The 13,441-nt window shown below is 40.1% G+C and carries 10 protein-coding genes; all 10 read right to left on the minus strand.

Features of this window, described 5'->3' with window-relative positions; genetic code table 11:
• Window positions 1-30: 30 nt before the first annotated feature.
• Entirely contained in the window at window positions 31-771 is a 741-nt protein-coding gene (gene gpmA, locus O0550_RS05220) for a 2,3-diphosphoglycerate-dependent phosphoglycerate mutase (RefSeq protein WP_258425751.1), read from the minus strand.
• 256 nt (window positions 772-1,027) lie between these two features.
• Window positions 1,028-1,432, minus strand: coding sequence for a nuclear transport factor 2 family protein (locus O0550_RS05225; RefSeq protein ID WP_258425752.1), 405 nt, complete (start codon window positions 1,430-1,432; stop codon window positions 1,028-1,030).
• 45 nt (window positions 1,433-1,477) lie between these two features.
• A complete protein-coding gene (locus O0550_RS05230; RefSeq protein WP_258425753.1) occupies window positions 1,478-2,128 on the minus strand; it encodes a DsbA family oxidoreductase in 651 nt (216 codons plus the stop codon).
• A gap of 321 nt (window positions 2,129-2,449) precedes the next feature.
• A complete protein-coding gene (locus O0550_RS05235; protein ID WP_258425754.1) occupies window positions 2,450-4,030 on the minus strand; it encodes an acyl-CoA synthetase in 1,581 nt (526 codons plus the stop codon).
• 158 nt (window positions 4,031-4,188) lie between these two features.
• On the minus strand, window positions 4,189-4,704 hold the full coding sequence (locus O0550_RS05240) for a hemerythrin domain-containing protein (protein ID WP_258425755.1): 516 nt from the start codon (window positions 4,702-4,704) through the stop codon (window positions 4,189-4,191).
• A gap of 145 nt (window positions 4,705-4,849) precedes the next feature.
• Complete coding sequence (locus O0550_RS05245; protein WP_003336223.1) at window positions 4,850-5,446, minus strand: hypothetical protein; 597 nt, start codon at window positions 5,444-5,446, stop codon at window positions 4,850-4,852.
• 81 nt (window positions 5,447-5,527) lie between these two features.
• Window positions 5,528-6,649 (minus strand): Ger(x)C family spore germination protein, encoded by a 1,122-nt coding sequence (locus tag O0550_RS05250; RefSeq protein ID WP_258425756.1) that lies wholly within the window; start codon window positions 6,647-6,649, stop codon window positions 5,528-5,530.
• Window positions 6,646-7,749 (minus strand): GerAB/ArcD/ProY family transporter, encoded by a 1,104-nt coding sequence (locus O0550_RS05255; protein WP_096887160.1) that lies wholly within the window; start codon window positions 7,747-7,749, stop codon window positions 6,646-6,648. The genes O0550_RS05250 and O0550_RS05255 overlap by 4 nt, the downstream gene beginning before the upstream one ends.
• 6 nt (window positions 7,750-7,755) lie before the next feature.
• Window positions 7,756-9,270 (minus strand): spore germination protein, encoded by a 1,515-nt coding sequence (locus O0550_RS05260; RefSeq protein ID WP_096887161.1) that lies wholly within the window; start codon window positions 9,268-9,270, stop codon window positions 7,756-7,758.
• A 209-nt stretch (window positions 9,271-9,479) separates the two neighbouring features.
• Window positions 9,480-13,430: an amino acid adenylation domain-containing protein gene (locus O0550_RS05265; RefSeq protein WP_258425757.1), complete on the minus strand. Its 3,951-nt coding sequence runs from the start codon at window positions 13,428-13,430 to the stop codon at window positions 9,480-9,482.
• Between the last annotated feature and the right edge of the window lie 11 nt (window positions 13,431-13,441).

The following is a 13,441-nucleotide window of genomic DNA, read 5'->3' on the forward strand; positions in this document are numbered from 1 at the left end:
AAGGAGATACTCCAATGCCAAACAATCCAGTTAATGCATATCAATATGCTTGGGAACTTGGCCTTCAGGAACCTTGCCGTCCATACTTAAATAGTAATGATTAATTGGGTTTAATTGATCATCCAATTCATATACCAGCGGAATACCAGTCGGAATGTTTAAGCTTACAATACCGTCCGCCGAAATTTGATCTAAATATTTGATTAAGGCCCGAATCGTATTTCCATGAGCGGAGATAATGACCTTTTGGCCTTTTTTCAATGTAGGGGCAATTTCCGTATCCCAATAGGCTAAAACTCGTTTTTCGGTATCCTCAAGATTTTCAGTGAGAGGAAATTCCCCTTCCTTTAGCGCTTTATATTTTGGATGAGAGGCTTCAAAGCGCTCATCATCCTGTGTTAGAGCAGGTGGGCGTACATCGGTTGATCTTCTCCATAATTGAACCTGCTCTGCTCCATATTTTTGACTCGTTTCTGCCTTATTTAAACCTTGCAAGGCCCCGTAGTGACGTTCATTTAGCTGCCATGTTTTATGGACAGGAATCCACATGAGATCCATTTCATGTAAAACAATCCATAAGGTACGAATTGCTCTTTTTAAAACAGAGGTGTAGCCTACGTCAAACACATATCCATTTTTCTTCAGGATCATTCCTGCTTCTCTTGCTTCTTGAAGTCCATTCGTGGATAAGTCCACATCTGTCCATCCTGTAAACCTATTTTCGAGATTCCATAAACTTTGTCCATGCCGAATAAGTACTAGTTTCATCATCACTGATACCCCTTTCTTCCCAAAAGGTCCTTTCGTAAGTGATCAGCCTGTCAGGTGTACATGAACGATTCTTTTTCTCAACTTCAAGTAAGGTTATTCATATGTAGTATAGCATTAAATTGGTATTTTATTTCCTGCGTGGAAACGACACAAACGATACAAACAAATAAAAAAGGCAACTAGAACAGTTGAATCCTTTGTCCTAGTTGCCTTAAGTCCTTCCATATTGCTACCGCTGTTATTTACGGTTGATGATTTAATAGGTCATAGCCTGTTGCACAACATGACTATCAACATATTGTTTAAATTTGACAATTTTCCCCTCATGAAGGTGATAAATGTGTACAAACTCTGCTTGAAACGCTTTGCCTGTTGCTTTATAGGTTCCAGAATAAACCCCTTCAACGATAATGATATCCTTCTCGTTTACTTCATGATAGGTGTGTACGCTTGCCTTGAAATCGTCCCATTCCGTTGCCAAACGGCTAAATACATTCTGCATGACAGCCTCTACACCAATGTATGTTCCACCATAGGGAAAGCCTGGTGCCTCCGTCCATTCTACGAAATCCGAAAGGGCTGCAAGCAAATGCTGAGCGTTAGAAGAAGATGGACCCTCGTATGTTCTGCGAATGATTTCTAAGTTAGTTAGTTGACCCATATAAGTATCCTCCAAATTCAGATAAGCAAGTCTGAAATCAATCTATTAGCATTCTCCGTCCAGTGAGCATTGCAATCCATCAAACTCGTTTGTCTTATTTTTATCTAGTTCCTTATCAATAATTTTTGCTAAGGTTTCCTTGCTAGCTAATCCCTGTACCACTTCGTCACCAATCACGAGCGTTGGAACAGCCATAATTTGTGCTTCTTCATAGGCATGCTTTAATAGCTTCTGATGCACTTCTTTATATTTTCGTGTTACCAAGGCTTCCCTGCACTCATCCATATCAAGTCCAACTTCACCCGCTAGTTTTGTCAGCACATCAATATCTTCAATGTTTTGTTCTTCTTGAAAAAATGCTGTAAACACTCTATGGTGATACTCATTTCCTTTTCCCTGTTCCTTCGCGTACTGATAGGCTTCAAATGCCAAGTGTGTATATGGATGTGGTGAAACACGCGGCAAACGCATATCAATTCCTAGCTTTTTAGCAGTCGGAAGAATAAAGGAATCCCAGGAGCCAAGCTTGTCAGGCTCCTTCCATGGATCAATTTTTGAATAAGGACTTGGACGTAATTCAAATGGCATCCATTCTACCTCTACATCTTTTTCCTTCGCGATCTCATCTAAAGGGCCTTTTCCTAAAAAACAAAATGGACATATAAAATCAGAGTAAGCTTTAATTTTTATCTTCATCGCTACATTACCTCAGCTTTCCATTTATAATCCTATTGTCATAACCATGCTAGTCCTATAAAAAGATTCAAAAATATACTATTCAACGACTGGGGATTCACAAGGAATCTTCTACAGTACTTGTCGTCTTGTTAACATGTAACAATTATAGTTACAACCAAAGTTTAAGTCAACCATTTTATACGATCCATTTTAGAATTACTAATACGTTAAAAATTTATCCTCATTCAGCCACATTTCATAATCACCTCTCTCCTTACCTTGCCGCATATGAAAAAAAGCCTTTTCTCCGTTACGAAAAAGGCTTCCACACAAAGCTTATCAATGTAATTTATCCATTTCACTCAACATCTGATATTGTCTGCGTAGCTCTCTTTTTACAATTTTCCCGCTAGGATTACGCGGTAGCTGATCCGTGACCACAACAAACTTAGGCACTTTAAAGGAGGAAAGACCTTTTTTACAAAATTGCAATAATTCTTCTGTTTCTATTTCTTCTCCTGCTTGCGCTACTACAATCGCTGTAACTGCTTCGATCCAATACGGATGCGGAATACCGATCACTGCCACCTCCGAAACCTTTGGATGCTGATACATCCATTCTTCAATTTCACGACTAGCTACGTTTTCACCTCCCGTTTTAATCATATCCTTTTTGCGATCTACCACTGTTATATAGCCCTCTTCATCCATGCTACCGAGGTCACCACTATGAAACCAGCCACCTTGAAAAGCACTTCTCGTTTTCTCCTCATCCTTAAAATAGCCAAGCATGATATGACTGCTCCGATGTACAATCTCGCCGATATGGCCAATTGGCACTTCGTTTCCTGACTCATCAACAATTTTTGTTTCTACATGTAATGCAGGCTTCCCAGCCGAGCCTGTTTTGCGAAGCTGATCATGTGGTTTTAATACGGTGGCTAGTGGAGCTACTTCTGTTTGTCCATAAAAATTATATAGCTTGCTTTGAGGTAAGCGCATACCAAGCTCTTTGATAATCTCTACAGGCATGATGGCAGCTCCGTAGTAGCATTTTTGTAACGAAGATAAATTACGTGCTGCAAAATCCTCGGAACGCAATAATGCGATCCACACAGTAGGCGGACAAAAAAGCTGTGTTGCCCCGTATCGTTCTACCGTCTCAAGCATCAGTGCAGGTGCAGCATGTTCTAAAATAGTACCGCTTGCGCCAACATATAAATGAGGACCTAAGAAACAATGAAGCTGGGCGGAGTGGAATAACGGTAAAGCATGAACAAAAATATCCTGCTCCGTCAAATCACCATCTAAGATTACACTCACGTATTGCGCTATCAAGTTTTTATGAGTAAGCATCACGCCTTTTGGCTTGGACTCCGTACCACTTGTATACATAATCTGAGCGACGTCATCATCATCCAAGTTCACATCAGGCTCCACTGTTGGTAAGTCAGTAATCATCGTACGCAATGGCATCCATTCTAAATTAGGATCGGCAGGGCTTGATATGATGGCTCGTAGTCGCAGCTCGCAGTTCGCAATCTCATTCGCTTTATCTGCTACAGCTAGGAATTCTGGCGCAACAAAACAAGCCTGAATCTCTGCATGTCCCATGATATAGGCAACATCCTCTACATTCAGCATATAGTTGATCGGGACCATAATAACTCCCGCTTTGGCTAAAGCGAACGTAACAATTACAAAGTCAAGCGAGTTACGGGATAGTACGGCAGCACGATCACCCGTTTGCAGTCCCTTAGAGCAGATATATTGAGCTGTTTGGTTTATTAATGAATCGAGTTGTTGGTAGGTAACCTCCTCCCTTTTAAAACGCAAAGCTATTTTTTTCGGAAAACGAAGACTGCTTCTTCTGATAATATCCCCTAATGTATTGCGGCGAGTTCGTTGAATTTCGCTCATTTCCATACCTCCCCACTATTTCTCTTTATTATATATGGGTTTGGTACGTTTTCAGAATGTTTCGTCATAAATAAAGCCTTTTCTTGCTCATGCACCAGTGACTGTCGCAGAGACTGCTCAGACGTTGAACAGTCTCCTTTAATCCGATTTGGTTACCCCTATTTTTTTCTGTCTGCTTTCATTAACTGTCTCTGCAACTCGTCCTTCTGTTCCTCTACTAGCAGTTGGTTTGCCATTGGAAAAAGAACCATCTCTTCTTTCATAAAGTGATCGGATAAAACTACGTAGGCTTTCGCTACAGGATCGGCCGTCATAATAGCTGAGTTCTTGTCAATCGTTACACCTACTGTGCTCATTTTTTCTTTGAAATGTACGAAATGTTGTTTCGCTTCTTGGTGTTCCTCTTCCATGACTGCAATAGGTCCGTTCTCTCCACCCGTCAGCTCAAATATCATGGGGAAAAAGAAGGTTTCTTCACGTTCGGCGTGCGTTTCTAGCATAAGCAAAAAACTGTCTACCTTTTCTTCTAATGAATGCAGACTTTGAGCATAGCTCTTCTCATCTCCTGTTTTCCCCATTGTAACGGCTTGTTCATACAACTCTTCCATTAACTGCCGGAGCGGACCATGCTCGTTCTTTAATTGTTCAAATGCAGGTGATAAATCTTTATGCATGGCACTTTTCCTCCTTGTTTTCTCTGCTTCTAGTATACTTGTTTTTGCTAGAAATAGTGAGAAGTTGTAACGTTTTTACCAAAATAAAATAGGCACCTCCTTTTGCCCCTCAAGAGATGCCTATATCCTTTTGGATCTTTACCGTTTACCTTGTATTCTCTTCTTCCTGATGGATGAATTGCTGTTCGACCAATTCCTGGTGAAAACGTAAAAAGTGTAAATAGACACGGACAGCCTCATCAAAGCGCTCCATACGACTTTGTAATTGTTGCTGTTCACTAAGACCATAGAAGCGGCATTCGTGAACATGCATCACCCAGCGATCGAAGTCTCCTTTTCCAAACCAAATACGCTGATGAAAAAATTTTCTCATCATGTATAAAAATGATTCTTGGGAATAGTGATCTTGAAACTTTACGACTTGGTTCTCCCATTCATTTCGGACTTCCTCATGAAAAACGCTTAGGAACCATTTCATCGTACCTTCCACTAAAAGTCCGATATTCGTCCAAGCAAGTAATAAATCCCCAGGCTCTGTGCTCTGCATATGTAGCCAACGGTGCAGGCTTTTCGATAAACTAATCTGGCACAATAAGGTATCTGCCGTGACTAGATGAGCAGTAGACAGTTGTTTCGATCGAGGAGGAATGCTCCAACTTGCATGAATGCTAGTGTGTCGTTCAATTACTTCATCTACGACTTGTTCTAATGGCATTTGCTCTACTTGTTCCCATGACACCATAACACGTTCTCCCCCTCATCTGTTATAATACAGTTATTCTACTCGCTTTTCTCTGTTTTGTATAGCGTAACTATTGCCCTGTTATTCTTGAACTAAGCCGTTGAACATTACCCTAATTTCTGGCTCGATCATAATCGTTATCTTTGCAAGTGCACTTCCCCAGTCCATCTGCATGTTTTTCCAATCCTGATAATAGTATGCTCTCATGTAATCTCCTAGGCCTAGAGGATCTACTTTGTGCTGCTGGAGTTTTTTTATGACCTTCTCTGTTTCTTTTTTTACTGCCTTTTCAAGAAACTTTTCGATTGATTTCATGGTGTTCTGCGCAGGAAATAAATTTACGCTTTCATTCAGGTTCGCATCCATTTTTAGCTTGATGTTATAGTAGAATTGATCATCCTTTTTTACTAGCTTCACCTTACGAGTCACACGTTCAAAGGTGGCGCTTATGATTTTGCTGTCAGCTTTATTTTTTGTTTCCTTCAGAGGTAACGACAGGGAGAACAAGCCTTTATGTAAGCGTTGAAGCATATGCATAATCGTAGTCTCCTGAAGAGAAAGCGTCGTTACAGCCTTTCCCTGCCCATTTAATAAAGCGGTTCCTTTTATCTCCAATTGATTTTTTTCTTTCTTGACAACGCCAATATAAGGTGTAATCGTCTTCTCCATTACCGTCCATTGAAAATCGAGTAACGTAGAACGCGAAATCAGGTTACGCACTGCTGTCGAATCAATTAACTGACCAAGATATATGGGCAGACGGGGCCTGTTTTTCGCTTCGAACATAATCACATCCTTCACCGGCCCATCCACCATTAAAACATTCGCATTACTAGCACTAGTCACATCCCGATACAAAACATCTAATAAGGGAAACACATCATGCGACTCCAATAATTCCCGTCCAATCAATACCTGCTGGAGTTTTGCAGTAGTTAAAAGTCCGATAGAGCTAGCATCAAAAAAATTACGTGCGTTACGAATACTATCTGCTTTAACTTCATGTGTCTCTACTTTTTTAGGTGCATCTTCATTAAAAATAGGACTTACTGAATAGTAATACAGATTTTTCCCTTTTTTATCCAAACCAAGTGTTAAATTAAACGTTGAATTCTCAATATTGATCCGTTGCGAGCATCCACTCAGCAATAAAGAGAGCAGAACGATCCACAGAAACATGTGAACATAATACTTGTTAATCATCTCTCTCGCCTCCTCTGTATGACCTTTTGAAATAGGACAAGATACAGGAAGAAGATTAGAGGGAACAAATAGCTCACGAAATAGCTGAGTGGCTGTGCTATCTCTAAAAAATGACGGATTTCCGAAAAACTAGGCGAATATAAAAGCGAAATGACGATCAAACATCCTAAAAAAATCAGAAAGTGTTTCTTCCTCATCTCAGCATGGAATAGATTCTCTACGGTATAGACAGAAAAATAACTGAGGGTAATCCATGATATCGAAAGAACAAACAAATAAAACGACAGAAAAATGACTTCAAAACGCTCTAAAAACGGAAACTCCACTACTTTTAATAAGGTAAGCGTGGGCCACATATAGTTAGCCACTTGTTCCTGTGAAAAAAAGAGAAAACAGATGATGGTGACAAACAGCAAAACCAGCATCGAAATAGTATTGGCGATGAGAGCACCCGCTGTTGCTTTTGATTTATCCTTTAAGAAGGGATAGAAAAACATGATCATCTCAAAGCCCCAAAAGAAGGTAATGGCAGGCGTGATACCTTTTATCACAGGTTCTAGTCCTTCCCGCATAATCGGAAGCAGATAGAATGGATTAGCATATTGTAAGGGAAAAATCAACAGCAAAGGCATCCACACACTTATCAAAATAGCAAATTGAGCATAGCGAGTAATGTTTTTAAACCCATGAGAACACAGCATATAAATCGGGATAACAAATAAGCTCATTAGCCAAAAGCTCGAAATTCTCTGGAGAACCCATACCTGGATTAAAAAAATGGAACCTGCTACTATCGCATAGGTAAACAAGATGAGATGGAGTGCTATCAAAAAATACATGAACCAACCAACAATTGGACCACAATAGATACGTAAAGACTGGAATAGCGTAAGTTCGGGATTTCTGGCCATCATTTTTGTGATAATGATGCTAGCGATACAAACGATGATCCAGCTCAGCACAATAGATATCCAGCCATCTATTCCTACTTCACGTGCTAAGTCTCTGGGAATATATAAAATCCCCAAACCTACCTGATTCCCCGCAATTAAAAAAATATATTGATACAGCGTTATTTGATTATGCTTCACATAACCCATCTACCATCACCTATCTGTTGGATCAGTAGCCTTTTTCTTCTTTCCCTGTAATGGACTTGCACTATGAGGTCTGATAGTCAAATATTTTGGTGCAGTAAGTACGACGGCATCTTTCCATTCTTTCATTCGAACCGGAGCAAGCGGCGAACCATACGGCGTTCCAATAGAGGTTAGCGTAATAAGGTGGATAAACATGATCATTAACCCCATGATAATTCCTACATAGCCAAAGAAATAAGCAAGCATCATCATGGGAAAGCGAAGTAAACGAATGGTTGACGACATATCGTAGTAAGGGATGATAAAGGAAGCAATTGCTGTAATGGATACCACGATCACCATAATGTTGCTTACGATACCAGCCTGAACTGCAGCCTGACCAATTACAATACCACCTACAATACTAACCGTTTGACCGATTGGCCCCGGCAGACGCAATCCCGCTTCCCGGAGCATTTCCAATGATAATTCCATTACTAAAGCCTCTAATACGGGCGGAAAAGGTACTTTTTCCCTTGACTCTCCAATGGATAATAACAGCTTTAACGGGATCACTTCGAAATGAAACGAAATTGTCGCCACATAAAAAGCCGGAAGCACAAGAGAAATCATAAAAGCAATATAGCGCAGTAGCCGAACAAACGAAGCTAATAGCCAGTTGACATTATAATCATCCTTCGTTTGCAAAAAACCAACCAGATCCATTGGTGCAATGAGTACTCCTGGGGAACGATCCATGATAATAGCGACACGCCCTTTTAAAATTTGCATTGCTGTCGTATCAGGACGTTCTGTCACCAAAAACTGCGGAAATACTGTGAATGTATTCTTTGAGATTAATTGCTGTAATTCACCGATATTTATAATGACATCCAGACTCAGCGCTTGAATGCGCCGCTCCAATTCCTCTATGACCTTTGGGTTAGCTACATCCTCCAAATAGGCCAAGGTAATAGTAACTTTTCCCCGTTCTCCAATTTTTAGCTGCCGAAGCTTTAATTCTGGGCTAGGTATGTATCTACGTAGTAAACCAAGGTTTTTTGAAGCATTCTCTACGAAACCATCATGCGCACCCTTGATTGTTGGCTCAAGATACGGCTCTTCAATCGAACGATCAGGATATGAAATGGTATTGACCTGGTAAGCTGTAGCATGGTGATGAAACAGTAAGATGCTTTTACCAATTAATAAGCTTTGTACAATCTCCTCTAGCGAGTGTGTTGGCTTCATCTCACAGCTTATTAAGGAAGAATCCTCAATCTGTGTAAGTGACGTCATGTTTTTTAACATAGGAGAAAGTACATCTTCATAGATTAATTTTTTATCAGAAAGCTCCTCCATATATAAGATGGCAGCCTCTTCACCTTGATTCCACGAAAAGCGTTGTACGGTAAGATCTGGCATCTGATCAAGCTTGGACAGAATTTGATTTATATTGTCCGTAAGTGATGTAGTAATAATAGAATCAGCTTGCGCGTGTCCTTTTCCCATGCTTCGTTTAAAAAATGGATGTTTGGGCATGCAATCACCTCTACATGTCCTTAGACTGTATGTTTAGTATGTACTGTTAATGGAGGATTATGCACATAATAGAAAACCTTGGATATTCCTTATACAAACTTGCAAAGACCCCCTTTCTTTTAAATCGATCCACTTCGAAAATGATAAAAAAAAACAGTGTAGAAGCAGGAAAAGATTCCCTTGCTACTACACTATTTTTACACGTTACATTAAAAATCGAATTCTTCATCCTCAAAGGCATCTGGTAGCGCTGACGAATCTGAGTTCCTACTAAGCTCAAAACTAGCGATTGTCTTGTCGAATCGAGATGGGATTTGCTTTAAAATTTGTAAATAAGCTTGCCCCAAGTCCTCCGCCGTTTCTCTTTTGAATAAGTTACTTGAATAGTACAGATCAAATAATAGACCCTCATCAGGCGTCTCAACAGCGATGATGGATAAATCCATTTTGGAGGTAGTATCCGCAAAGTCATAGGCTATATAAGTTAATTCTTCCGATTCTATCCTCGCTTGGTTCATATTTTGTAGGGTAAGCATCGTTTGAAATAGTGGTGTTCGACTCGTATCCCTTGGGATTTTAAGCTTTTCTACTAGAGCATCAAAGGGATAATCTTGATGGTCGAACGCTTGAAGTGTTCGTACCTTTATTTCTGTAAAGAATTCTTCAAATGTTTTCGCAGCTTGAGGATAATTACGCATTGCTAGGGTGTTAATAAACATCCCTACCACTCTTTCCAGATCAGCATGCTGCCTTCCCGCTACTGGGGTGCCAACAACAATATCCTCCTGTCCTGTACATGTAAACAGCAAGATATTATAGGCTGCTAACAGAAGCATATATAAGGTAGATTCAGTATCTTGAGCGATTTGATAAAGTTCTTCACTTTCAGCCCTAGGAAGGGTAAAGGAGATTCGTCCCCCTGCATTTGTACGTATTGATGGGCGTGGATAATCGGTCAGCAAACGTAGAACTGGTGGCTGAACAGCGAACGTATCCTTCCAATATTTTTCTTGTATCTTTACCTGCTCAGAAGCAAACCATTGATTCTGCCAATGTGTGAAATCCTTGTATTGTATAGGTAATGGCAAAAGTTCCTTTCCTTTATAGAAATCAATCAAATCCTCAATCAGGATTGCCATAGATATACCATCAGAAATGATATGATGCATGTCCATGATCAAGAAATGACGCTCTGGTCCTAACTCATACAAGCCGACGCGAAACAGAGGTGCCTGTGATAAATGGAACGGTCTTATGAATTCTTGAATTGCATCACGAAGCTCATCCTCTTGTATCTTACGTTGACTCAGATGAAAGGTTACCTGTTTATGGATTCGCTGAACCTGCTCTTCTCCTTGCCACTCAAACGAGGTACGGAGTGCTTCATGACGTTCGATTAGTTGAGTAAGAGCTGTTTCAAAACGTTCCCGATTGACTGGACCTTCAATGAGTACGCAAGTAGGAATGTTATAGCTTGTATCCCCTTGATTCAGTTCGTCGACAATCAGCATTCTCCTTTGGGCAGCAGAAATTGGGTAATACGAACGCTCTTCCACGGGTTCCAATGGGGTTTGAATAAAGGCGGAATCGCCAGACACCTGAATCAACTGCTCCAGCGACTCAATGGTAGGATGATCAAAAATTTGTTTAACCGAAAGACTCACATTAAGTTCTTTGTACAGGATAGTAACCAGCGTCATTGCCTTTAGAGAGTGACCTCCTATCCGAAAAAAATGATCCTGTATTCCGATTTTGTCTAGCTTCAAAATATCTTTCCAAATCCGTACCAATTCCTCTTGCAGAGGAGTTTTAGCCGCCTCATATGAAGCAGCTGAAGTAAGGTAATCATTCCATTGAGCTAGTTTTAATCTATTGATTTTCCCATTTGGAGTAAGCGGAAATTCAGGCAACTGCATAAATTGAGATGGAACCATATAATCTGGTAAATGGCTTTGAGTAAACTCGGAAATTTGATCAAGGGTTACTTCATTTTCCGAAACGAAATAAGCAACTAAATATTTGATCCCATCCTCGTCTGTTTTATCAAGAACAATCACTTCTCTCATGCCAGGGAATTGTAATAGCCTTGCTTCTATTTCCTCCAGCTCAATACGAAAACCTCGAATTTTTACTTGATGATCCATTCTACCTATAAATTCCAGATCACCACTTTTGAGCCAACGCATTAAATCACCAGTTCTATAGACGCGTGGCACGCATAGATGCGGTGTATCAATAAAACGCTCTTTGGTCAGCTCTGGAGCGTTAAAGTATCCATTCCCCACGCCTTCCCCACCAATACATAATTCACCTGGAATTCCCGGAGGAAGCAGTTGCAAATGTTTATCTAAGATATAAAGCTTGGCGTTATGTATTGGTTTTCCAATAGGAACCGTAGTAATTTGCTGTAATTCCTCCTTATTCAAGATATGGTACCCAGAAATATCTGTACACTCTGTTGGACCATATGTGTTGGATAACTCCGCTCTAAAATGGGGCGATTTGATCCAAGGCTGTAGTTGAACCATGTTGATCGGTTCACCACCAAGACTGATGTGGCGAATGCTTTTCAGCTTAGCAAAATCATCGGCGACATTTTCATAAAGTAAGGGATAAAATGCACTAGGAGCGCAGTTAATCGTAGTTATTTGCTCTCTATCGATCACAGTAGACATCTGACGATAATCGAAAGGACCCGGAGAATAGATGATTAATCTTCCTCCAACAAGTAACACGCTAAACAAATTTTTCTGTGCCAAATCAAAACTATTAGGAGCAATCAGCAAAGCCCGTTCATTCTCTGAAAAAGACAGCTTCTTGATATACCAGTATAAAAGATTAACAAACGAATGATGTCTAATCATAGCTCCTTTTGGATTTCCTGTAGAACCTGATGTATAGAGAACATACAGAATTCCTTCAGGTTGATAAGGTAGGTTTAGGTTTTCCGTAGGAGCAGTTGCTTGCGTCAAAATTTCTTCGATGATGAAAGTACGAGCTTGTTCTTGTGTGCCGTTCATTTTATGTTTTTGTTGGGTTAGTATCACAGAGGCTTGAGAATGTGTTAGTAAATAGTTGATTCGCTCCTCTGGATAATCAGGATCGACTTGTAGATATGTCGCACCTGATTTAACAATACCGAGGATACCAATTAATAATTCAAGAGAACGTTCCACCATAAAACCAACAATTGTCCCGGCACTCACCTCTTGTTCATGTAAGAACCAGGCAACTTGATTCGCACGATCATTTAATTCACGATAGGTTAATGATTTCCCTTCGAATACAACAGCAATCCGATCAGGCGTCCGTTCAACCTGCTCTTCGAAAAGCTGGGATACCGATTTATCGCGTGGATAGTCAAAGCTACTCGCGTTAAAATCATAAAGTAACCGGCAACGTTCATCTTCATCTAGGAATGAGATTTCCATTAAGCTTTTATCCGGTTCTCTCATCACTTCAGAGAGATAATTGTCTAGATGATGAACGATCATTTGCATCCGATCATGACTATACAAACTAGCATTATATTCAAGAGCCAGTTGTAAATGATCCGCTTTCTGAGAAAAGCTAAAGAGCGAGTCAGCTTTTAATTGGCTTACGCTGCTTTTCTCGTGGATGTCGTCTAGCATAATGCATGTATTACATAATGGGAATATCCCATCTTCAACCTGCAATCCAGCTTTTGTCATCACCTGGTAAAATGGATAGTTGGAATTTTGGCTAGCTTCCTTGATGTTTTTACTCATTTGCATAAGTAACTGCTTAAACGTCATCTTATTTCGTTGTACCTGAATACGTAACGGTAGTAATTTATTTACGATTTTCAATTCTTGCTTTTGTTTAAAGACAGGTGTACTAAACACAATATCATCTGCTTCGGTGTAGCGTGAAAGAAGATCTGCAAGAGCAGTAGCAAGAATCGTCAATATTGCATATGGAGATTGATTTGCAATCATCCGAATTTTTTCTGTTACCTCTGCCGAAAACGAATGAGTGATGACTCCCTTTTGGAATTCCTCCAGCGATGTACGTAAAAATTCAATAGGGAACGTAGAAAGCGCACTAATCCCGTTCATTTGATCTAGCCAGTATGCTTCTTCTTTTTCTAATTTTTCATGAGAGAGTATGAGATTTTCTGTGATTTTGCTAGTCGTCATGAATGCAAGCC

This window comes from Brevibacillus halotolerans (genome assembly GCF_026891775.1).
GTDB classification, from domain to species: Bacteria; Bacillota; Bacilli; order Brevibacillales; family Brevibacillaceae; genus Brevibacillus_B; species Brevibacillus_B halotolerans.

Bases quoted from the DNA above. Each gene is read 5' to 3' on its own strand.
- gpmA (WP_258425751.1), bottom strand. From the start codon at position 771: ATGATGAAACTAGTACTTATTCGGCATGGACAAAGTTTATGGAATCTC.
- O0550_RS05245 (WP_003336223.1), bottom strand. From the start codon at position 5,446: ATGGTGTCATGGGAACAAGTAGAGCAAATGCCATTAGAACAAGTCGTA.
- O0550_RS05240 (WP_258425755.1), bottom strand. From the start codon at position 4,704: ATGCATAAAGATTTATCACCTGCATTTGAACAATTAAAGAACGAGCAT.
- O0550_RS05230 (WP_258425753.1), bottom strand. From the start codon at position 2,128: ATGAAGATAAAAATTAAAGCTTACTCTGATTTTATATGTCCATTTTGT.
- O0550_RS05235 (WP_258425754.1), bottom strand. From the start codon at position 4,030: ATGAGCGAAATTCAACGAACTCGCCGCAATACATTAGGGGATATTATC.
- O0550_RS05250 (WP_258425756.1), bottom strand. From the start codon at position 6,649: ATGATTAACAAGTATTATGTTCACATGTTTCTGTGGATCGTTCTGCTC.
- O0550_RS05265 (WP_258425757.1), bottom strand. From the start codon at position 13,430: ATGACGACTAGCAAAATCACAGAAAATCTCATACTCTCTCATGAAAAA.
- O0550_RS05260 (WP_096887161.1), bottom strand. From the start codon at position 9,270: ATGCCCAAACATCCATTTTTTAAACGAAGCATGGGAAAAGGACACGCG.
- O0550_RS05255 (WP_096887160.1), bottom strand. From the start codon at position 7,749: ATGGGTTATGTGAAGCATAATCAAATAACGCTGTATCAATATATTTTT.
- O0550_RS05225 (WP_258425752.1), bottom strand. From the start codon at position 1,432: ATGGGTCAACTAACTAACTTAGAAATCATTCGCAGAACATACGAGGGT.